The following is a 21388-nucleotide window of genomic DNA, read 5'->3' on the forward strand; positions in this document are numbered from 1 at the left end:
GAATCCGTGTGGACGCGGATCAGGCTCGGGGCCGTCGGCACTGGTAAGCCATTCGGCGAGGACGGCGGCATGGCCGTGGTCCACATCCTCGGCAGCGGTCAGCAAGGTGAGCTTGCTGTGTCTGGCCAGGTCACGTAGACGGCCCGCTGCCGACTGGTGTCCAGCGTCCCCCAGTTCGGCGAGATAGCGGCGGCGGAACTCCGCAGAGCGGAGGGGCTCATGGCTGTACCAGCGTCGCAGTTCGGTGGATGGCGCGACATCGCCCAGCCACTCGTCGAGATGCGCGTCTTCCATGCTGATGCCCTGGGGCCAGACGCGGTCAACGAACACCCGCTTCCCGTCCTCGGGAGACGTCTGCTCATAGACTTTGCGACAGGTCACCTGCTTGCCCATGACGTACCTTTCGCGGATGGGTGTCCCGGGCCGTTGAGGTGATACGCGGCTACCCGCGCGGCGCTCGCGCCGGGTTTGGCCCGCTACCGCCGAGTTGCGGCGGGGTGCGGTGCCGCGTGTCGGCAGCGCCCCTCACCGCGCGGCCGCCCTTCCGGATGTTCATTCATCGGACATGGAACGGTAGCTCGGGGCCTGCGGGTGTCGCGGGCACCGGGAACACCCCGGTGACGAGGGCTGTGGAGAATGTCTGTCATCAGCCATCCTGGTGCCGGCCGGGGCCGATGAGGGCCCGGCCGGCTGTCGGCTACCGATAGTCGCTGACGAGTGCGGCCAACATGTCCAGTATGCGCAAAGTCTCCGTCTCGGGCCGGGTCGGTAGTGAAAGCGCCACACGGTCGGCCCCCGCCTCCGCGTAGGCGGCGATGAGTTCGGGCCTGGGTGACACGGATGCCACGATCACCGGCACGTCTCCGGCGACCTCGGCCAACCGGTTCAACTGGGACCGGACCCGGGCCGGGTGGCCCACGGAGTGCGGCATCCAGCCATCGCCGTACGACACCACCCTGGCCAACGCCGCCTCGCCGTCGCCACCGATGTAAATGGGCGGATGCGGGCGTTGTACCGGCTTGGGCCAACAGAAAATCGGGTCGAAGTCGATGTATTCGCCGTGGAACTCGGCCTCGTCCTTGGTCCAGATCTCCTTGAGCGCGGCCAACCGTTCGTTCAGCAGTTTTCCCCGGGTGCGTGGATCTGTGCCGTGATTACGCATCTCCTCACGGCTCCAGCCCGTGCCCACGCCCAAGATCACGCGGCCGCCGGACACCAGGTCAAGGCTGGCGACCTGCTTGGCGGTATGAATCGCATCGCGCTGAACCAGCAGAGCCACCCCGGTTCCCAGCACCAGGTTGTCGGTCACGGTCGCGGCCGCCGTCAGCGCGACGAACGGGTCGAGCGTGCGGTAATACATCCGGGGCAGCTCCCCGCCCCCGGGGAACGGCGTCTCCCGATCCACTGCAACGTGGCTGTGTTCGTGCAGGAAAAGCGATTCAAAATCGCGCTCCTCCAACGCTTTGGCCAGCGGGGCAGGCCCAATGCCTTCGTCCGTCGTGAACGTCGTGACACCGATCTTCATAGCATAAGTGAACCACGCGGCCTGTCTTTTCCCTGGCCTTGTCGAGAGCGGGGTTACTGAGGTTCAATGCGTGATGTCGCGAGGCTCTACCCCTTGAACTGCGAAGACGGGTATCCGCAGCACAGCATCATGCGAAGATCACAGTGACCCAGAGGTGCATGGCCGGGCGGGGCGACGGGCAAATCGGTGGCGCTGGCGCGACGAGCGTCGCTAGCGTCGCGCCGTGATACACCAGAATCCGCTCGCCTACTTGGTGGGCCTTGAAGGCACTGCCCTGCTGCGATCGTTCACCGGGGAGCACGATCGCGAGTTCGTCGATGCGCGTATCGGCGAGATCCGGAGGCTGCTTGACGACGAGACGCTGGCGGATGCCGCTGTGGACGTTGCCCCGGTGGGCACGGTCGATGGATACCAGATCTGGTCGAGGACCTATGACGGCCCCAACTCGGCGTTCGACTTCGACGAGCCGGTGGTCGGGGAAATCCTCGATGGAATGCCGACTGGTGTCGCCTTGGACGCCGCCTGCGGCACCGGTCGGATGACGGCCCTGCTGGCCGAGCGCGGTCACCGGACAGTCGGCGTCGACAGCTCGGCGGACATGCTGGCGCGGGCACGTGAGCGGGTACCAGCAGGCGAGTTCCTCCTTGGCGACCTGCGCCGGCTGCCCGTGGCCGATGATGCCATGGACCTGGTGGTCTGTTCTCTTGCCCTGACGCACGTCGCCGACCTGGGGCCGGTGATGGCGGAGTTCGCCAGGGTTTTGCGTCCGGGCGGGCACCTCGTGACCTCGGACATCCACCCGGAATGCGTGGCGCGGGGTTCGATTCCCTCGGTGCGCTTGGCGGACGGGAGGCCGGGGCAGTTGGAGACCTATCGTCATCCGGTCGGGGACTATCTACGTGCCGCGCTTGCCGTGGGGCTACAAGTCCGGCGCTGTGAGGAACCCGAGGAGCGAGCCGGGGGACGGACCGGGGCACAGGATCCGCCACGGAAGCTCACGATCGACTTGGGTCCGTGGGAGGACTGGCCATGGTGCCTGATGGACCTGGTACCCGAGGCTGCTGTGGCGGCCAACGCCGGGGTTCCGGTGGAGATCATCTGGCACTTTCAACTGGCCGAGACCTGAACGCCCGTACATGATTTCGTCTGCCACCGGAACATCGCTTTCCGGCGCAGGATCATCGCCACCCACAGGCAGGGGGATCAGAGCGGGCGCTACAGTCCGCTCATCTACTGGTGATCTTCGCATGATGCCGTGCAGCGGAAACCCGTCTTCGCAGTTCAAGAGGTAGAGCCCTGCGACATCGCGCATTGAACCTCCTTACGTTGTTGGTGGGTCGCTTCCGGTCACTCGTAGGATCGGGAGGCCCAGGGGTACTGGGTGTGGCTGTCAAGATCCTGCTGGACGACGGCTACCTCGGCCTGCGACGTGACCACCCCACGCAGGCGATCACCCCGCCGATGAAGCCAAACAAGATCGCCGCACCAGAAGTCCACCATGCACGGGAGCAAGCCCGCCACGAGCACTCCTCCCCACGCATCCCCGTCGAGCACGCCCTGGCCGACCACAAGCGCTGGAAGGGCCTGAGCCGCTGGATGCACCGCCGGGAGGCCCTGCCCGCTACCTACCTTGCCGTCGCCGGTCTCGTCTCCGACCGCACCGCAACCACCTGAGCAAAGCCCCCAGACCTCGGCCGGCCCCGACCCCCCATCCCCATCACGCACAAGCTCGTCACAGGCCCGGCACAGCACGACGCGGCGCCCCTCCCGTGGTGGTTGGGGCGCCCTGCCGGTGTCGTCGGCGGTCACGGCCTCGGCGGGGCGAGCAGCGTGCCGTGAACCGCAGCCAGGTGCAGGCGCGGGGCTTCACGCCCTGGTCCCACTCGCCGTCGTCCCCGAGGCGGGCACCGTGCCGGGTCACAGCCCAGCGACCCTCACCACGGTACTCGCGTCGATTCCGAAGACGTGGGAGTCGATGCCGTCCCCCGGCAGGCAGTTCACGGTGAAGCGGACGGGCTGGACGATGGGCTCGGGTGGGGCCATGTGCCGGCTCCGCCTGTTGCCCACCGGTAGTGGTGTAGTGCACTGGTGGACCTGGTCAAGCCGCGGCGGGGTCCACGGGCGGCAGCGATGAGCGTCGCCCTGCGCGATCTCCCGCCCGATCCTGCGGAGAACGGCCGCGACGACTGGCGGACTGACTCGTCCGGAGCAGGCACCTCCGAACCTCCGCCATCGCAACGCCTTCCGCCGCCTGGCCGAACTGCGGACAGGGCCCAACCGCACCCGGACCGGCGGGCTGACATCTGCTCAGAGACCTGTGGCGGACCGCTGTTGCGCAGTCGCCCCACTTCCCAGTGGATCGAACGTCACGCCTGCTGCGATCCAGCCTTCGCGCCGACTGCTTGTCCATGATGATGCTCATCAACCCCCGGCAGCGATCCCTCCTGCCGCAGCGGCCCCGGGCGGCGTGTCGTCGACCCGGCCCTCCTGTTCCGTCTCTGAGCCCTCCGGCTGCCGGGTTACGGATCCCGCCCGACCCACGGCGCATGTGACGTACGCCACAATCCCCTTCGGGCGGACCGGACATGTCGCTACGAATCCCCTGGGGTCGACCCCGGCCGCGCAGGGTGCGGGCCCGAATGCGCCCCGCGCCTTCCGGGGGCCGCCGCACTAGCAACCGGAAGATAACGATCCGGACTCGCCCCTTGCCTGTAACGATGTAATCGATTGCACTTGCCGCCTGCAATCGTTTCCATGCAAGGGATGCGTCAATGGCGAGCATCAAGGACGTGGCTTCCAGAGCGGGGGTGTCGACAGCCACCGTCTCCCGGGCCCTCAACAACCATCCGGCCGTTGCGCCGGACACCCGGACCCGGGTGCTGGAGGCCGCCGACACCCTCGGTTACCACCCCAACGGCGTCGCCCGTTCGCTGCGGACCAACCGGACCCGCACGCTCGGACTGGTCATCAGCGATGTGCTCAACCCCTTCTTCACCGAACTGGCCCGGGCGGTCGAGGATGAGGCCCGCGCCCTCGGCTACAGCGTGATCATCGGCAACGCCGACGAGCAGCCCGACCTCCAGGACCACCACATCCGCACCCTGGTCGGGCGACGCATCGACGGACTGCTGGTCAGCCCGGCCGACGGCGAGGCGCCCGTGCTGAGGGAGACCGCCCGCGCCGGTCGGACCCCGATGGTCTTCGTCGACCGCTCGATACCCGGCCTGGACGTTCCCGTGGTGCGCACCGACGGCACCGGCGCCGTGCGCGACCTGGTGGACCACCTCCACCGGATCGGTCACCGGCGGCTGGCCGTCATCGGCGGCCCGGCGGCGACCACCACCGGGGCCGAGCGCGTCGATGCCTTCCGGCACGCCCTCGCCCGGTACGGACTGCCGCTCCCGGACGAGTACATCGGGCACGGTGACTTCCAGGTCGGGAGCGGACGCCGGATCACCGAGGGCTTCCTCGATCTGGAGCAGCCGCCACAGGCGGTGTTCGCCGCCGACAACCTGATGGCGCTCGGCGCGATGGACGCCATCCGGGAGCGTGGCCTGCGGGTACCGCAGGACATCGCGCTGGCTGCGTTCGACGACATCCCCTGGTTCCTGCACACCGCCCCACCGCTGACCGCCATAGCCCAGCCCACCGGAGACCTCGGCCGTGCCGCCGTACGCGCTCTGGTCGACCGGATCGAGGGGCGGCCCGCCCGATCGGTCACCCTCACCGCCACTCTCGTGGTTCGCCGCTCCTGCGGCGCGACGGAAAGGAGCAGCCGTTGAGCAGCGTCGCCACATCGGCCACCCCGCCCCCAACGACACCCGGCACGTCCGGGGAGATCCTGCGGATGGAGGGGGTACGCAAGACCTTCCCGGGTGTCGTGGCCCTCGACCACGTCGACTTCGACCTCAGGCGCGGCGAGGTGCACGTCCTGCTCGGAGAGAACGGCGCGGGCAAGAGCACCCTGATCAAGATGCTGTCGGGCGCCCACCGCCCCGACCAGGGACAGATCCTGGTGGACGGCGAGCCGGTGCGCATCAACAGCGCCCAGGCCGCCGAGCGGCTCGGCATCGCCACCATCTACCAGGAGTTCAACCTGGTCCCCGAGCTGAGCGTCGCCGAGAACATCTTCCTCGGCCGTCAGCCGCGCCGCCTCGGCCTGGTGGACCGCCGCCGGATGAACGCGGACGCGGCCGAACTGCTGGCCCGGGTCGGCGTGGACGTCGCGCCGCAGACCCGGGTCGGGGACCTGGGCATCGCCCGGCTGCAGATGGTGGAGATCGCCAAGGCGCTCAGCCTCGACGCCCGCGTCCTGATCATGGACGAGCCGACCGCGGTGCTCACCACCGACGAGGTCCAGAAGCTCTTCCGGATCGTGCGCGCCCTGCGCGCCGACGGGGTCGGCGTGGTATTCATCACCCACCACCTCGACGAGATCGCCGAACTGGGCGACCGCGTCACCGTCCTGCGCGACGGCCGCAGCATCACCCAGGTGCCGGCCGACACCCCGCAGGACGAACTGGTGCGGCTGATGGTCGGCCGCAGCATCGAGGACCAGTACCCGCGGGAGCAGGGCGAGGTCGGCGAACCGCTGCTGCGCGTCACCGGCCTCACCCGCGACGGCGCCTTCTCCGACATCAGCTTCGAGGTGCGGGCCGGCGAGGTCGTCGGCCTGGCCGGACTGGTCGGCGCGGGGCGCACCGAGGTGGTCCGCGCGGTCTTCGGCGCCGACTCCTACGACTCCGGCACGGTGGAGGTGATGTCCGCCCGGCTGCGCCGCGGGGACGTCAACGCCGCGATGGACGCCGGGATCGGCCTGGTGCCGGAGGACCGCAAGGGACAGGGACTGGTCCTCGAGGCGTCCATCGAGGAGAACCTCGGCCTGGTCACCCTGGGGCGGCGCACCCGCTACGGGTTCGTCGACCGGGCCGACCAGCGCCGCAGCGCGGAACGGATGGCCGGCTCCCTCAAGGTCCGCATGGCCGGCCTCGACCAGCACGCGGGCACCCTCTCCGGTGGCAACCAGCAGAAGCTGGTCATCGGCAAGTGGCTGCTCGCCGACTCCAAGGTCCTCATCCTCGACGAACCGACCCGCGGCATCGACGTGGGCGCCAAGGTCGAGATCTACCAGCTGGTCAACCGGCTGACGGCGTCCGGACACGCCGTCCTCATGGTCAGCAGCGACCTGCCCGAGGTGCTCGGCATGAGCGACCGCGTGCTGGTCATGGCCCAGGGCCGGATCACCGGCGAAGTGAAGGCAAGCGAAGCGACCCAGGACGCCGTCATGGCACTGGCCGTTACGGACCCGGCGGCAAAGGAGCCGTCGGACAGGAAGGTGGAGGTCTCCCGTGGCCACTGACACGATGGAAAGCCGCGGAGGCGTGGCCGGCGGTTCCGGCCTGCGCCGGCTGCTGCTCGACAACGGGGCGCTCGCCGCCCTCCTGGTCCTGGTGGTGGCGCTGTCGGTGCTCTCCGGCAGCTTCCTGACCACCGGCAACCTGCTCAACGTGGGTGTCCAGGCCGCGGTCGTCGCGATCCTGGCCTTCGGCATGACCTTCGTCATCGTCGCGGCCGGCATCGACCTGTCCGTCGGCTCGGTGGCCGCACTGTCGGCGACCGTGCTCGCCTGGCTGGCCACCACCTCCGGCGTGCCGGTCTGGATAGCGGTGATCCTGGCGGTGGCCACCGGCGTCGCCAGCGGCCTCGTCAGCGGGGCACTGATCGCCTTCGGACGGCTGCCCTCCTTCATCGCCACCCTCGCGATGCTCTCGGTCGCCCGCGGCCTGTCCCTGGTGATCTCCCAGGGCAGCCCGATCGCCTTCCCGCACTCCGTCTCCGCGCTCGGCGAGACCATCGGCGGCTGGCTCCCGGTCCCGCTGCTCGTGATGATCGCGATGGGCCTGGTCGCCGCCCTCATCCTCGGCCGCACCTACCTCGGCCGCTCCATGTACGCCATCGGCGGCAACGAGGAGGCGGCCCGCCTCTCCGGCATCCGTGTCAAGCGCCAGACGCTGGCCATCTACGCGCTCTGCGGCCTGTTCGCCGCCGTCGCCGGTGTCGTCCTCGCCTCCCGGCTCTCCTCCGCCCAGCCCGAGGCCGCCAACGGCTACGAACTGGACGCCATCGCGGCCGTGGTCATCGGCGGGGCCAGCCTCTCCGGCGGCAAGGGCAAGGCGTCCGGCACCTTCGTCGGCGCCCTGATCCTCGCCGTGCTGCGCAACGGCCTCAACCTGCTCAATGTCTCCTCCTTCTGGCAGCAGGTCGTCATCGGCGTCGTCATCGCCCTCGCGGTGCTGCTCGACACGCTGCGCCGCCGCGGCTCCCGCACCCCGACCGCGGCCGGCGCCACCGCCGGGGCCCCGCAGGGCGGCCGGCGCAACCTTCGCGGCAACGTCCTCGGCGCGGTCGCGGTCATCGCCGCGGTCGCCCTGGTGGTCGGTGTGAACGCCGCCCGCTCCGGCTCCAACGCGAAGATCAAGGTGGGCCTGACGCTCTCCACCCTCAACAACCCGTTCTTCGTCTCGGTCCGCTCCGGCGCCCAGGCGGAGGCCAAGGCCCTGGGCGTCGACCTCACCGTGACGGACGGCAACAACGACGCCTCCGCCCAGGCCGACCAGGTGTCCAACTTCCTCAGCCAGGGCGACCAGGCCGTGATCCTCAACCCGGTGGACTCCGACGCCGCCGCGCCCTCGGCGAAGCTGGCCCTGAAGTCCAAGGTCCCGGTCATCGCGGTGGACCGCGGCGTGACCGGAGTCCCGATCTCCAGCCTCGTCGCCTCCGACAACGTCGCCGGCGGCAGGCTCGCCGCCCAGGCGCTGGCCGAGCAGATCGGCGGCCACGGCACCATCGTGGTCCTCCAGGGCACCGCGGGCACCTCCGCGGCCACCGAGCGCGAGCAGGGCTTCAAGCAGGGCATCTCCGCCTACCCCGGCATCAGGATCGCCGCCGAGCAGCCGGCCGACTTCGACCGCACCAAGGGCCTGGACGTCATGGGCAACCTGCTGCAGGCGCACCCGGACATCAGCGGTGTCTTCGCCGCCAACGACGAGATGGCGCTCGGCGCGATCAAGGCGCTGGGCAGCAAGGCCGGCACCAGCGTCAAGGTCGTCGGCTTCGACGGCGAGGCGGACGGCCTGGCCGCGGTCAAGGCCGGCAAGGAGGCCGCCGACATCGCCCAGCGCCCGTCGCAGCTCGGCAAGCTCGCCGTGGACAACGCGGTGCGCGCCGTGAAGGGCGAGAAGGTCACCGGTGACGTCAAGGTGGCGGTCGAGGTCGTCACCGTGAAGAACGTCGCCGGCTTCAAGCCCTGACGAACCCCGCGTGCTGGGGCCGGCCGCCGGGTGAACCCCCGGCGGCCGGCCCCAGGAGAGGAAACGAAGAACGATGGACCCTTACGACCTGGTGGTGGTCGGCTCGGCCAACGCCGACCTGGTGGTCGCGGTGGAACGCCGGCCCGAGGCCGGGGAGACCGTACTCGGCTCCGACCTGGTGACCCACCCCGGCGGCAAGGGCGCGAACCAGGCCGTGGCAGCCGCCCGGCTCGGGGCGTCCGCCGCACTGCTCGCCCGGATCGGCGCGGACGGCCACGGAGACCTGCTCGCCGACTCGCTGCGCGGCGCCGGAGTGGACACCTCCGGCGTCCTGGTCGACGGCACGCCCACCGGGGTCGCCCTGATCACGGTCGACCCCTCCGGCAACAACAGCATCGTGGTCTCGCCCGGTGCCAACGCCCGCCTGACCCCGCAGGACGTCCGGCAGGCCGAGCCCCTGCTGGCCGCCGCCCGGGTGGTCTCCCTGCAGTTGGAGATCCCCCTGGACACGGCCGCCGAAGCGGTGCGCACCGCCGTCCGCAACGGCACCCGGGTCGTGCTCAACCCGTCGCCGCCGGCGCCGCTGCCCGCCGATGTGCTGGCCGCCTGCGACCCGCTGGTGGTCAACGAGCACGAAGCGCGCCACCTGCTGCGCGCGGCCGAGCACGGGGCCGCCGACGCCGCATCGCCGCACGAGTGGGCCGCCGGGCTCCTCGCCGCCGGGCCTCGGTCGGTCGTGGTGACCCTGGGCGAACGGGGTGCGCTGGTCGCGGACGCCGACGGGGTGCTGCCGGTGCCCACGCCCAGGGTCGAGGCGGTCGACACCACCGGTGCCGGGGACGCCTTCACCGCGGCCCTGGCCTGGCGCCTCGCCCGCGGCGAGGCGCTGGCCGACGCGGCGCGGTTCGCCGTCCGGGTCGGCGCGCTGGCCGTGACCCGGCCGGGAGCCCAGGAGTCCTACCCCACCCTGGAAGAGGTCGACCAGGGCCGTCGGGCTGAGCCCGGGACGGAGGCAGTCGAGCGGTGAAGAAGTCCGGAATCATCAACAGCCGCCTATCCGGAGCCCTGGCCGGCCTCGGCCACACCGATCAGGTCGTCGTCTGCGACGCGGGCCTGCCCATCCCCGCCGGGCCCGAGGTCGTCGACCTCGCCTTCCGCTTCGGCATCCCGTCGTTCGCCGAGGTCCTCGCGGGACTGCTGGACGAACTGGTGGTGGAGTCCGCCGTGGCCGCCGAGGAGGTGCAGGCCGCGAACCCGACGGCCGCCCGGCTGCTGGCCGGGGCCTTCCCCCGTCCGGCCCTCGAACTCGTCCCGCACGAGGAGCTCAAGGCGCGCACCGCCTCCGCCCGCCTCGTGGTGCGCACCGGCGAGGCCCGGCCGTACGCCAACGTCCTGCTGCGCTGCGGGGTGCCGTTCTGATCCCGCTCCGCGGTGAGGGCCGGTCCTGTCGCGCCGCTCGTGCATGTCGCCGCACGCATCATTCGCACCGCCGAGGAGTGTGGGCCTACAGCTTGAGTGAGCCGTGACAAGCCCAGAACAAAGGGCGGAGGGGAGGCCTCGCCTCGCCGCGGGGAAACCAGGGCGTACCGCCGACTGGTCGCCTGAACCACAAATTACGAGGACGGGCGGCTCGGGTCCGCCACGGGAGCTGCGGCGCCCGGGATGGGTTCCGGGTTCCGGTGCCGGGCCTCCCCGGAGCTGACGGCTGATCATCTGCTGTCGCTCGCCGAGTGCTCGCGCAGCTCAGTCCTCAGCCGTCGGCTCGCGGGCGCTTCGGTGGTCGCAGCCGCGCAGGCTGCTCACCCTCGGACGGCCTCCGCGTCAACTGGAGGTGGGGCCGCCGACCGTACGGCCCGCCGGCTCCAAAGTGCCCACGCCGCCGGCAGGGTGCCGCCGTCTCAGGCGCCGATGCGGGGCGGTGTGGCCGTGCCGTGGATCCGCTTGGCGTAGGCCGCGTACTTGCGGCGTCCGATGGCGGGGACGAGCAGCCGGACGGGCAGGGGGGCCGTCGCGAGGACGGCCTTGACGACCTCCGGCTCGCCCTCGTACATCGCGATTCCGAAGACGAGCGGCAGGATCTTCTTGGGCAGGGCCTCCATGCCGCGCTCCCCGAGCTGGTGCCACTCCTTCGCGGTGACGTACTTCTCGGCCAGCGGCAGGATCTCTTTCTCCTCCAGTGCCATGTGCTCATCGAGGACCGCGGCCAGCGCGTCGAACGCCTCGGCGAGCTCCTCGCCGCCCGACGCGGTGGAACGCCAGCTGCCGAGCAGCCCGACCGCCTCCGCGTAACGCTCCTCGATGACCTGGTGCTGCCGCTCGACTGTCGGCACAATGGCGGCCGCCTCCGCGCCGCCGCGCTCCGTGAGCTTGGGCCACAGCAGCAGGTCCTCGCCCTCGTGGTGCCCGTGCAGGACGTCGCACATCAGTGTCGCGTGGGCCCCGACGACCTCCGCACGCCGGCTGTCGCCGGGCTGGACGGACCGAATGAGGTCGGGCAGCAGCCGGAACTCCCGGCGCAGTCCCGCGTGGGCCATGTACATGTCCCGCGTGTCGGCCATGGGTTGAGTGGCGAGTGGAGCCATGTTCTCTTCCTTGTGTTGCGGCCGCAGTTCCTGTCACCGGATGCGGCCGGTCTTCGTCGACCGGGCATGACGCCATGGACGGCCGGACAGTCGGCGGGCTGCGAACCCGTCGCCGCCGAGGAGGGTCGCCGAGCGGCGTCCTCCTGCGGGCGAGGCCGTGCGGATCAGGGCGCTTGCCCTGCCGAGGCCCCGCAACTGCCAGAGCAGCATGTCCGGGGGACGCCTCTCCGGGCATCGGTCGGATGACCTAGCCAGGCAATCCGGGTATGGGTCACGGAACGGTCTCAGCCGACGGGCGGGACCCGCCCTCCGGAACTCCGTCGTTCGCGGGTCCGGCGCAAGGGGCCTGCCCGCAGCGCCGGACCAGGGACCAGGGGCGAGGCCCTGGGCCCGACCGCCGACCGGGTTCAGACCGGACGGCACCGCCGAGGCGCGGTCACCGCCGGTCCAGGTCCTCCAGGGCGTCACGCAGCGCCGCCCTGGAGGCGATCCCGAGCTTGGGAAACACCTGGTAGAGGTGGCCGCTCACGGTGCGGTGCGAGAGGTGGAGCTTCTCGGCGATCTGCTTGTTGGTGAGTCCGGAGGCGGCGAGGTGGGCGACCTCCCACTCCTGCGGCGTGAGCCCGACGGAACCCGAAGCGCGCCGGACCGCCCACCCGGCCGCCTTCAGCTCGCGTCCGGCCCGGTCCGCCCACGGACGGGCGCCAAGCTCCTCGAAGATGCCCAGCGCCGTCACCAGCGCCTCTCTGGCAGCGGTGGTCATCTTCGCCTTCCGCAGCCGTTCGCCGTAAGCGAGGGTCACCCGCCCCCGTTCGAAGGGCCAGTCGTCGATGCCCGGAAGCGACAGCGTCTGATCGAACAGCGCGGTCGCCTCGTCGTGCGCCGTGGCCGCCATGGCGGAGGCGCCGCCGACGAGCAGCGCGAGGCGGGGCGACACGCTCGCGGTCCCCGCTTCCCTGACGGCCCGCACATGGGCGGTCGCCGCCGCCTCGCGGCGGGTGCGCACGGCCGCTTCCACCAGGTCCATCACCACCCAGAGCGCATGGGGGACGTAGCGCGCCAGCGTGCCTGCGGGGCTGATGAACTCCGCATGACGGAAGGCGCTCTCGAAGTCCCCTTCCGCCACCGCGGCCAGTACCCGGATGTGCGCGGCCGCGGTCATCATCTGACCCGCGCCGCGGGCGACGGCCCAGGACGTCATCGCGTCGGCCGTCTCCGCCGCGGGACCGAAGTCACCGCGGGCCGCCGCGACCATGGCCTTCTCGTACCGGAAGTACCAGGCGTAGAAGGGGTACTCGACCTGCTCCGTCAGCAGGAGTCCCTCGTCGGCCAGGCGGATCGTCTCGTCCCACCGGCCGGTGTTGAACGCGTCCTGGCACAGGAGCGGAAGCACCGCCAGCTTCTTGACCGACAGGCCCGCGTCCTGTCCCTGGCGCCAGATGCGGCGGGACGCGTCACGCGCTCGGTGCAGCCTGTCCACATAGACGCCAGCGGTGCCGATGCGGACGATCCTCCCGGGGTCGCTCTCATGGACCAGCCCCGCGCACAGTTCGTCCAGGCCGCGCAGCGCCGCGGCGGTGACCCGCGCCGGATCGCCGAACACCGCCGCGGACACCGTCAGCACCGCGGGCACCTCGGGCAGACGCTCCACGATCCTGTGGAACGCTTGCCACAGTTCGGGCCGGCCGCTGAAGTGGCACAGCAGCATCAGCACATTGAGGGCTTCGTCGAGCGCGGAGTCGTAGGCATCGCGCCCGTGGAGCGTCGCCTCGATGGCGTTGACGATGACCTGGTGGGCCATGTCGATGTCCCCGGTGCCGTTGAGTATCAGGTAGACCGCGGTGGCCGCCGCATAGAGGGAGGCGTGGTCGTCGGCGCCGGCCTGCCGGACCCCTTCGAGGAGCTGGGAGGCGCTGACCAGTTCGCCGGTCGCGTCGGCGCCGATGAAGGCCGCCTGCGCCAGTCGGCGGGCGCGGTCGGGCGCCGCGGGGCTCAGATGTCCGGCTCGGGTCAGGGCCCGGATCGCCGCGAACGAGTCACCGCGCGCCACGACCGTGCGGGCGCTGCACTCAAGGAGGGCGGCGACCTCCTCATCGGGTTCCACGGCCGCTTCGCCCAGATGCCACGCCCGGCGTTCGAGCTGGTCGTGCAGCACTTCGGCGATGGCGCGGTGGGCCGCGCGGCGCTCAGCGGTGGTGGAGGCGCCGACGATCGCCGAGCGGATCAACGGATGCCGGAAGTCCAGGCGGTGGTCGCTCTCGTCGATCCGGACCAGGTCGTCCTGTTCGGCGGGGCCGAGATCCACGAGCGAGGCCCGTACGGAGGGGTGCTGCCCCGCGCGTTGCAGGACGGCCAGCTCGCCCGTCCCGTCCAGCGCTGCGATCAGCAGCAGACGGCGAGTGGCGCGGGGCAGGCCGGCCACGCGCGCGACGAAGAGGGCTTCCAGCCGCCGGCCCAGAGGCAGCACCTCGGGGAGGCGTTCCAGCGCGGCGCGCTGGGGTCCGGACAAGGCGGTGGGCAGCTCCAGCAGCGCGAGGGGGTTGCCGTGGGCGGCGGCGACGACCCTGTCAACGACGCTCCCGGCCAGGCCCGGATGACGGAAGCCGACGAGTCGGCGCGCCGACCGGTGGTCCAGCGGCAGGACCTCGTGTTCGGGCAGGTTCAGAGGGTCGAGGAAGCCCCCGCTTCCCCTGCGGGCAGCCGCCAGGACGGTGATCCGGGTGCCGGTGAGCCGGCGGGCCACCAGGCCGAGGATCACCGCGCTGGCCCGGTCGATCCAGGGAAGGTCGTCCACGACCAGCAGCAGCGGCTGCTGCGCGGCCGCACCACGCAGCAGCGCCAGGGTGGCGTTGGCCACGACGAGGCTCGGCGGTGGCGGGCCGGTACCGAAACCCAGGGCCACCCGCAACGCCTCGCGATACAGCTCGTCGAGCGCCTCGACCTCCTCGTGCAGCGGAAGAAGCAGCTGGTGGAGACCGGAGTACGTCATATCCGACTCGAACTGCGCACCCACCGCCCACAGGACCCGGGTCCCCGTCGCCGCGGCGTGCCGGGCGACCGCGTTCAGCAGGGCGGTCTTGCCGACCCCGGCCTCACCCGAGAGCAGCAGCGCCCCCGGGGCGTCCGCCGGACGGTCGAGGAGGTCGTCGATCAGCTCGAGGTCCTGCCGCCGCCCGACCAGACTCCCCGGTTCGCCGTCGTGCGAACGGTGATCGCGGTTCACGAACGTCTCCCAGTGACTTCGGTCCATGTGGGTGCGGGCTGCACGGCGTCGGCCCACCCCGCTGGTGCGGCACTCCCCCGCCGCGGAAAGCGGCCACGGGGGCCGCCCGCAGACGCCGCCCACGGAGGCGGAAGCCGGTGGACGACTTCCGAGCACGGGCCCCGGACCGGACCCTCGTCCGCTCCGGCCGCTCAGGCGCCCGTACTTCTCCTGAACGCCCGCCGCCGGCGTTTCGTGCCAGGTCCGGGTAGCTGTCCGGGCTGCCGTCCGGCCGGTGGCCGGGGTCGCGTACCGGGAGCCGCCTCCTTGGGGGAGGCGCGCCTCCGGACACCCTGGACGGGAACCGCCGCCGCCCGGTCCCGCTGCCGCCGTCCGACGCGGGAGGCCCGTCCCGGCCGGTGACAGCCGGAAACGGCTGCTGCATGAACATGCCGCACGCGATCGCGGGCGGGCGCGCGGCTTCGCCGCGTCGACGGCTGCATCGGGCCCCCGCGACCTCCCGACCATCCCAGCTGTCCCGCAGGCCGTGACACGTGTCCTGCCGCCCGTTTCGACCCGCCCCCGCGGAGCGAGGGCTGGTCACCGGCGCCCGCGGTCCGCAGTTGCCGGACAGGGGTGGTCCTGTCATGCACGCCAAGGGCAGTGGCCAGACCCGCGCGGGCAGGAACCATGGCTGCGGGCAGCCCCACTCTCCACTGGTCGCTGGCGCTCAACGGTCCACTTCACGAAACCGCGGGGCTGAGGGCCGACCAGCCGCCACGACTCCCGAACATGCGCCCGCACCCGCCCAGTAGCCTGTACACAAAGAGAGGGGTGGGCATGTCACGGGCAGGGAAGCTCACGGCTGTCGCACTGATCGGGGCGATCGCCGGCTTTTGCTGGAAAGCCCGAGGGTGGCTCTTCTACATGTGGGCCACATGGCGCGAGTCCAGGGACTGACGACCGGGATCCCCGGGCCGGGCAGAGACCCGTCATCCGCGTTCGACGGGTGGCCGCAGTATGCGGAGGCGCATGCGATCGTCATCGAGGTACAGCCAGAAGTCTGTGATCGGCTCGCTCCCGACATTCGATTCGGATCGATCACGAGCTCCAGCGCCTTGAGTGCCCCGTAGGCCGCGGGCATCGCGATCTCGTCCGCTTGGCCGACGGCTCTCGACCAGGAGAGGTGATGTGATCAGTCGCCCGTCCGCATTCGGGCCTCTTCCGCGCGACGGCGGCCTTCCTCGGCGGCACGGAGCAGGGCTCGGCCCACGCGCTCGGCATCGTCCGGGAACAGGTGGATCTCATCGGCCCAGAGCACCGACAGCCGGACCGTGCCGTCCAGCAGGTTGGTGGCCACGTCCACCTCAGCATCATCTCCGGTGGCGTCGGTGACCTTCAGATCCCGGTCGCTGCTGTAGGCACTCACACCGTTGAGCATGCCCGAGTGCCCGCGCCCCTGAGGGGGATTACAGCCTGATCGTCCGGCCCGCAAGCGTCGACTGAACTCAGACCCGCACTCGTCCACATCCACTCGCCAAGCCCCGACTCACCGGGGGGCTCCCGGCAACTGGTGGAGAGCTCCGGCGGGTAGCCGCTCAAGGAAGTCACTCAGCCGCGAGAGGTCGGCATCCGGGACGAGGTGATGCTTGAAAGCTCCCACGCTGTCGATGACGGTGTTCGCCGCCCAGGGTTGGGCGTTGAAGGCTGCGGCGAAGTAGGAGCCGCCGGACGCGACCACCTCGGCCCCTTCCTCGGACACCACCACAAGGTGGTTGAGTCCGCAGCCGCACGCACAGCACACCATCGGGATCCCGCCCATCCCGGCAAGGCGTGCCATTCTGGCACCGCCACCCTGAGTTCCCGTCGGGTCGCCGATAGGAGAGCGGACTGGCGGCCTCGACGCGCAGACTGACCCCGGGGACGGCCCTCCCACTGGTGGGACTGGATGTGCGCCGCCCAAAGACGCCACTACAGGGCACTTTCCCGCCACGATCTCCCGCTCCCCCGCCCAGCTCTCAGAGCACAGCCGCCGGAAGCCAGTGCGACCGCAAGCTCGTTGATGGGCAGGATTACCTGGGATCCCCCGCGGCATCCAGAGCTTCCTGACCTATCGCAATCCGAACCAATGGGGCATCCCTCTTCGGCAGCGCGACCTCGTGACATCCATCCACTCCGGTCAGCTCGAAGTACGCCAACCGGCTGTTCAGCGGAACCTTCCTGTCGAGCTGAGTGAGCGTGAACGGGCCACTCAGTAGCGTCTCGTTGCCGGTTCGGCGTTCCCGCCAACCGGTGGCTTCCCTTGGGCAACAAGAAACGCCTGGCGGGATCGAAGCCCCTGGACACATCGCAGGGGCTTGCAACCGTGTTGACTCCACCAAAGGGACATCACCGTGCGCACCGCCCCCTGAAGAGGCTTCGGCGGCCACAATGACGGCGGCGATCCGGTAGCCGAAGCCGTGCTCCGGGTCCCCCGCCACCGCCTGATCCCGGTGGCCGGCTGGTGTGCCGGCAACCGGGATCAGCGGCTGAAGGCCTGAGCCCCCTCGACGGGCCGCCTGCCGCAGCCGGTGTCATGCCTCGTTCGTCAGGTTGTCCGTGAAGAAGGTGGCGAGCTTGTCGACGGCGGGGTCGAGGTACTCCTTCTTGTCGTAGAGGTCGACGTGGCTGGCGCCCTCGATCCAGTGGAGCTCCTTGGGGCCTGTCGCACGCTGGTGGACGTCGACAGCCATCCACGCGGTGACCGCACGCGTACCGACGATCTGGAGCAGGGGGCGGGGTCCGATCAGCGGGACGGCGTGGAAGGCGTCGAAGAAGGCCAGCTTGTCGATACTGGGCCAGGCGAAGGTCTTGGCCGAGCGCTCGTGCTCACCGCGGGCGGTGCAGTAGTACTCGAATCCCTCCACGGCGTGCTCTCCGCCGAGCACGTCGGCCTGTTCGGCGGTCTCGGGGAAGATCGGCAACGACCCCGGATCCTCGCCGCGGGCTACGGCGGTGCGGGCCTGAGCGGCCGCGTCGAGCAGGCTCCGGAAGACGGCCGGATCCTGGGTGCCGTCGGCACCGAGGCGGAACTGGCGGGCCACATCGACACCGGAGACGGTGGCGACCGCCCTGACCCGCTGGTCCGAGCCGGCCACGGTCAGGGAGTAACCGCCGGAGGCGCAGATGCCGAGCAGTCCGATGCGGTCGGCGTCGACATCGTCACGGGTGGCGAGGTAGGAGACGGCGGCCTTGAAGTCCTCCACACGCTGGCCCGGGTCCTCCAGACCGCGGGGCAGGCCTCCGGACTCGCCCTGGTGGGCGGCGTCGAAGGCGAGGGTGATGAACCCGCGCTCCGCCAGCTGCTGTGCATACAGGCCGGAGGACTGTTCCTTGACGCTGGTACCCGGATGACCGACGACAAGGGCCGGCCGCGGACCTGTTGCCGGGCGGTCAGGGGTGTAGAGGTGGGCGGCGATGCGGATGCTGGCGCTGTCGAAGGTCACACTGCTGCGTGCCACGGAGAGTCTCCTTGTGGGTGGGGAAAGTGTCCCGCTGAGGGTCGGATTCGTCGTGGGGTTTCAGGGTCCTCGACAGGGATGCTGTCGTCCCTTGGGCCGCCAATGACGTTTCTACAGCCGCCGGGGCCTGGGCTGGAGAGCCAGGTTCTTGCCGGGGAAGGATCCATCCCCCCATACGTGTGCTGCAGGCGGCAGATGGCGCCTGGTCACACATGCGGGCGTGCCGTCCTTCCCTGTGAGCCCCGGGTGTCGAGGTCGGGACGGATGCCCCGTGCCTCGTGCAGGCCCGCGAGGGCTGACCTATTGGCCGCCATTCACGGCGCCCGACCGGACCGGCCTTCGGGCAACCGTCCCCCAAAGCCGGCGCAGGCGGCATCGGTGGTTTGACTGCCGTCCCGCATACGTATGTCGGCGTCGGCGGATCACCGCCGGGCACCTGCCTCAGGGCGAACCGCAGCAGGTCCGCCCTGCGCTGACTCATGTCACCGACTGCTGACGGGAGGGAAGGGCCGCCCGCTTCCTGCCTCGGAAGGATCCTGCCCCCTCACATACATGCGTCGCCCCGACATACTGAAGGGCATGACACCCGCATCCGATGCACGAAGATTCGGTTCCTTCCTCAAGGCCTGCCGGGATCAGCTGACCCCGCAGGAATGCGGTCTGCCCCCGTCGGACTCCCCCCGCAGGGTGCCGGGCCTGCGTCGGGAGGAGGTGGCCGGGCTCGCCTCGATCAGCGTCGACTACTACACCCGCCTGGAGCGAGGACAGGTACGCGCCTCGGCATCCGTGCTCGGCCCCCTGGCCCGAGCGCTGCGTCTCGACGAGGACCAGCAGAGATACCTGTACGAGCTGGCAGGCAAGGCCGACGCCCGGCCCCGCCGCAGCCGACCCGCACAGCGGGTCCGCCCATCCGTCGCACGCCTGCTCGACCAGCTCCCCCAGACCCCCGCGGTCGTCCTCGGCAGGCGCCTCGACGTTCTGGCCTGGAACCCAGCTGCCGCCGCCCTGTACGGGGACTTCGCGTCGATCCCCGCGGCCGGACGCAACTATGTACGCCTGATGTTCACCAACCCGGCGTTCCGCGCCATGCACCGGAACTGGGAGCATGACGCACGCGACACCGTGGCAGCCCTGCGCATGGCAGCGGCGGCCGAGCCCGACGATCCCGAACTGGCGCGCCTCGTCGGGGAGCTGTCCCTCCGGGACGCCGACTTTCGCACCTGGTGGGCCGAGCAGCGTGTCCTCGGTGCCGGCAGTGGCACCAAGCACTACCACCACCCTCTGGTGGGCGACCTCACCCTCGACTGCGACACCTGGAACAGCCCCGACGGCGGCGAGCAGCGTTTGATGATCCTCACCGCGGAACAGGGCAGCCCCTCACAGGACAAGCTGCGCATCCTCACCTCCTGGACCGCCGACCACGTCGATGCGGGACGCCCCGAGGGGAGCACCCCTTGACCACCGCATGGACGCCCGCAGAACGTACGCTGTTCGGCACCGCCCCCTCGCTCGTCCTGAGCGCCGGGGACGGCGGCCACCCGGGGGTGGAGGTCGGTATGGTCGTCGTGCAGGGCGACCTCCACGTACGCGCTCAGCGCGGCGTGGGGTCCCGCTGGTTCCTGGCGGCCAGGGAGTACGGCCGGGGGCGAATCGAGGTGGGAGAGTTCGGGCGGGACGTCCTGCTGGAGACCGACGGCGACTGGGACGCCGACGCCCTCGACGCCGCCTACCGTGCCAAATACGGTGCCGCCGCGACCCTCCTCGCAGGTCCGGACTCCCGGGCGGCCACGATCCGGATCAGGCCCGATCTGTCGGGCCCTCTCGCCCCGCCATCCCCTCACGCGTGAACCGGCCGCCTCCTCACTGAGGGACGGTGGTGCTCCGTCCGCGGGCCGGCCCAGCCGGTCCTGCCCGCGAGATCGCCCAAGCCGGCATCGGCACCCTCACACGTGTCTCGGATGCCACGGCGTGGTGGCCAGGCCAGGTAGGGGGCGCGCCCTGAGTCGGCCGGCGCGGGTGAACCGGATCGCCTCCCGCTCAGAACGCACTGCGTCAGCGTCGAGGAGATGCAGACACGTGTCTCGCCGGGGTGGCCGCCCCCGGAAAATCCCTGGGGTCGGGAGGGCGAGCACTGGTACGCTGTTCGGCGACGCAGACCGTGTATCGAGGAGTGGCAGACATGCTGGGTGAGGACGACATCTCCGGGTGAGATCCGGATCTGAGGGCCATCGGGCGCGCTGATCAGCGCAGCCGTGGCGTCTTGTCGTCGTACCCGCTTCCCCGTCTGCCCAGGGCAGAGGTCTCTTCCTGCCCCGTTTTCCCTTGAGGTCGTCTCCATGTCCGACGTCGCCGTCGTCTGCTCGAACCTGTCCTTCTCCTGGCCCGACGACACCCCGGTCTTCGCGGGCCTGTCCTTCACCCTGACCGCCGGCCGCACGGGCCTGGTGGCCCCCAACGGCTCGGGCAAGAGCACCCTGCTCAAGCTGATCGCCGGCGAGCTGAAGCCCGCCGCCGGCTCGGTGTCCGTCGCCGGCACGCTCGGCTACCTCCCGCAGAGCCTCCCCCTGACCGGCGATCTCACCGTCGCCCAAGTCCTCGGCGTCGCCGAGGTCATCCGCGCCCTGGACGCCGTCGAGTCCGGAGACGTCAGCGAGCAGCACTTCGCCACCATCGGCGACGACTGGGACATCGAGGAACGCACCCGCGCCCAGCTCGACCGGCTCGCCCTGGCCGATCTCGCCCTGGACCGCACCCTCGGCACCCTCAGCGGCGGCCAGGTCATCACGCTCGGCCTCGCCGCCCAGCTGCTCAAACGCCCCGACGTACTGCTGCTGGACGAGCCGACCAACAACCTCGACCTGCAAGCCCGGCACCGGCTCTACGACGCGCTGACGGACTTCACCGGCTGCCTGCTGCTGGTCAGCCACGACCGCGCACTGCTCGACCGCATGGACCGCACCGCCGAACTCGGCAGCGGTGAACTGCGCCTGCATGGCGGCAACTTCACGCAGTACGAGCAGGCCGTGCGCACCGAGCAGGAGGCCGCCGAGAAGAACGTCCGCAACGCCGAGCAGGAGCTGAAGCGGGAGAAGCGGGAGATGCAGCAGGCCCGCGAACGCGCCGAGCGCCGGGCGAGCAACGCCGCGCGCACCCTCAAGAGCGCCGGTCTGCCCCGGATCTTCGCCGGCACCATGAAGCGCGGCGCGCAGGAGTCCGCCGGCCGCGCCGGCCAGACGCACGCCGCCCGCGTCAGCGAGGCCCGGGCGCGG

The 21388-nt window shown here is 70.8% G+C and carries 16 protein-coding genes and 2 pseudogenes; 10 read left to right on the forward strand and 8 right to left on the reverse strand.

All coding sequences use genetic code 11. The annotated features are described in order from the left end of the window. Nucleotides 1-45: 45 nt before the first annotated feature. Nucleotides 46-393, reverse strand: a pseudogene (locus AOK09_RS37720) (DUF488 domain-containing protein); the annotation flags it as partial. A 304-nt stretch (nucleotides 394-697) separates the two neighbouring features. After that, nucleotides 698-1525 (reverse strand): LLM class F420-dependent oxidoreductase, encoded by an 828-nt coding sequence (locus AOK09_RS13460; protein WP_055587405.1) that lies wholly within the window; start codon nucleotides 1523-1525, stop codon nucleotides 698-700. Nucleotides 1526-1748: 223 nt separating this feature from the next. Here AOK09_RS13460 and AOK09_RS13465 point away from each other — a divergent pair, with 223 nt between their 5' ends. Further along, nucleotides 1749-2651: a class I SAM-dependent methyltransferase gene (locus tag AOK09_RS13465; RefSeq protein ID WP_055587406.1), complete on the forward strand. Its 903-nt coding sequence runs from the start codon at nucleotides 1749-1751 to the stop codon at nucleotides 2649-2651. A 263-nt stretch (nucleotides 2652-2914) separates the two neighbouring features. Further along, nucleotides 2915-3199: pseudogene (locus tag AOK09_RS13470) on the forward strand (hypothetical protein); the annotation flags it as partial. A 243-nt stretch (nucleotides 3200-3442) separates the two neighbouring features. On the opposite strand, the gene AOK09_RS43160 reads toward AOK09_RS13470, so the two are convergent. After that, nucleotides 3443-3568, reverse strand: coding sequence for a hypothetical protein (locus AOK09_RS43160; RefSeq protein WP_265736720.1), 126 nt, complete (start codon nucleotides 3566-3568; stop codon nucleotides 3443-3445). A gap of 728 nt (nucleotides 3569-4296) precedes the next feature. On the opposite strand from AOK09_RS43160, the gene AOK09_RS13475 reads away from it, so the two are divergent. The 5 genes from AOK09_RS13475 to rbsD all read left to right on the forward strand — a co-directional run bounded on the left by AOK09_RS13475 (nucleotide 4297) and on the right by rbsD (nucleotide 10254). Then, on the forward strand, nucleotides 4297-5307 hold the full coding sequence (locus AOK09_RS13475) for a LacI family DNA-binding transcriptional regulator (protein ID WP_055587407.1): 1011 nt from the start codon (nucleotides 4297-4299) through the stop codon (nucleotides 5305-5307). Between the two features lie 65 nt (nucleotides 5308-5372). Next, complete coding sequence (locus tag AOK09_RS13480; protein WP_055587408.1) at nucleotides 5373-6884, forward strand: sugar ABC transporter ATP-binding protein; 1512 nt, start codon at nucleotides 5373-5375, stop codon at nucleotides 6882-6884. After that, entirely contained in the window at nucleotides 6874-8835 is a 1962-nt protein-coding gene (locus AOK09_RS13485; RefSeq protein WP_055587409.1) for an ABC transporter permease/substrate-binding protein, read from the forward strand. The genes AOK09_RS13480 and AOK09_RS13485 overlap by 11 nt, the downstream gene beginning before the upstream one ends. A 73-nt stretch (nucleotides 8836-8908) precedes the next feature. Beyond that, on the forward strand, nucleotides 8909-9862 hold the full coding sequence (gene rbsK / locus AOK09_RS13490; protein ID WP_055587410.1) for a ribokinase: 954 nt from the start codon (nucleotides 8909-8911) through the stop codon (nucleotides 9860-9862). Then, nucleotides 9859-10254 (forward strand): D-ribose pyranase, encoded by a 396-nt coding sequence (gene rbsD / locus AOK09_RS13495; RefSeq protein ID WP_055587411.1) that lies wholly within the window; start codon nucleotides 9859-9861, stop codon nucleotides 10252-10254. Before rbsK ends, rbsD begins: the two co-directional genes overlap by 4 nt. Before the next feature lie 479 nt (nucleotides 10255-10733). On the opposite strand, the gene AOK09_RS13500 is transcribed toward rbsD, so the two are convergent. From AOK09_RS13500 to AOK09_RS13520, 5 genes are all read right to left on the reverse strand, one after another. Then, nucleotides 10734-11417, reverse strand: a complete 684-nt coding sequence (locus AOK09_RS13500; RefSeq protein ID WP_055587412.1) for a hemerythrin domain-containing protein — start codon at nucleotides 11415-11417, stop codon at nucleotides 10734-10736. 436 nt (nucleotides 11418-11853) lie between these two features. Continuing rightward, the gene (locus AOK09_RS13505; protein WP_055587413.1) at nucleotides 11854-14640 is read right to left on the reverse strand and encodes an ATP-binding protein; all 2787 of its coding nucleotides are present in this window, start codon (nucleotides 14638-14640) and stop codon (nucleotides 11854-11856) included. Between the two features lie 1174 nt (nucleotides 14641-15814). After that, complete coding sequence (locus AOK09_RS13510) at nucleotides 15815-16048, reverse strand: hypothetical protein (RefSeq protein WP_245687275.1); 234 nt, start codon at nucleotides 16046-16048, stop codon at nucleotides 15815-15817. Nucleotides 16049-16168: 120 nt separating this feature from the next. Beyond that, on the reverse strand, nucleotides 16169-16459 hold the full coding sequence (locus AOK09_RS13515) for a hypothetical protein (protein WP_055587415.1): 291 nt from the start codon (nucleotides 16457-16459) through the stop codon (nucleotides 16169-16171). Between the two features lie 733 nt (nucleotides 16460-17192). Next, nucleotides 17193-18119, reverse strand: coding sequence for an alpha/beta hydrolase (locus AOK09_RS13520; protein WP_055587416.1), 927 nt, complete (start codon nucleotides 18117-18119; stop codon nucleotides 17193-17195). Nucleotides 18120-18698: 579 nt separating this feature from the next. Here AOK09_RS13520 and AOK09_RS13525 point away from each other — a divergent pair. The 3 genes from AOK09_RS13525 to AOK09_RS13535 form a co-directional block, all read left to right on the forward strand. Further along, nucleotides 18699-19577 carry a helix-turn-helix domain-containing protein gene (locus tag AOK09_RS13525; RefSeq protein ID WP_055587417.1) on the forward strand — a complete coding sequence of 293 codons (879 nt, stop codon included), beginning with the start codon at nucleotides 18699-18701 and terminating at the stop codon, nucleotides 19575-19577. After that, nucleotides 19574-19966 carry a DUF2255 family protein gene (locus AOK09_RS13530; RefSeq protein WP_055587418.1) on the forward strand — a complete coding sequence of 131 codons (393 nt, stop codon included), beginning with the start codon at nucleotides 19574-19576 and terminating at the stop codon, nucleotides 19964-19966. Before AOK09_RS13525 ends, AOK09_RS13530 begins: the two co-directional genes overlap by 4 nt. Nucleotides 19967-20455: 489 nt before the next feature. After that, the coding region (locus tag AOK09_RS13535; protein ID WP_157875890.1) for an ATP-binding cassette domain-containing protein at nucleotides 20456-21388 on the forward strand (933 nt) is incomplete at its 3' end.

The sequence above is a fragment of the Peterkaempfera griseoplana genome (assembly GCF_001418575.1).
Taxonomy (GTDB): Bacteria; Actinomycetota; Actinomycetes; order Streptomycetales; family Streptomycetaceae; genus Peterkaempfera; species Peterkaempfera griseoplana.

Coding starts and splice junctions, on each gene's coding strand:
- AOK09_RS13525 (WP_055587417.1), top strand. CDS start 18,699: ATGACACCCGCATCCGATGCACGAAGATTCGGTTCCTTCCTCAAGGCC.
- AOK09_RS13480 (WP_055587408.1), top strand. CDS start 5,373: ATGGAGGGGGTACGCAAGACCTTCCCGGGTGTCGTGGCCCTCGACCAC.
- AOK09_RS13515 (WP_055587415.1), bottom strand. CDS start 16,459: ATGGCACGCCTTGCCGGGATGGGCGGGATCCCGATGGTGTGCTGTGCG.
- AOK09_RS43160 (WP_265736720.1), bottom strand. CDS start 3,568: ATGGCCCCACCCGAGCCCATCGTCCAGCCCGTCCGCTTCACCGTGAAC.
- AOK09_RS13475 (WP_055587407.1), top strand. CDS start 4,297: ATGGCGAGCATCAAGGACGTGGCTTCCAGAGCGGGGGTGTCGACAGCC.
- AOK09_RS13460 (WP_055587405.1), bottom strand. CDS start 1,525: ATGAAGATCGGTGTCACGACGTTCACGACGGACGAAGGCATTGGGCCT.
- AOK09_RS13500 (WP_055587412.1), bottom strand. CDS start 11,417: ATGGCTCCACTCGCCACTCAACCCATGGCCGACACGCGGGACATGTAC.
- rbsK (WP_055587410.1), top strand. CDS start 8,909: ATGGACCCTTACGACCTGGTGGTGGTCGGCTCGGCCAACGCCGACCTG.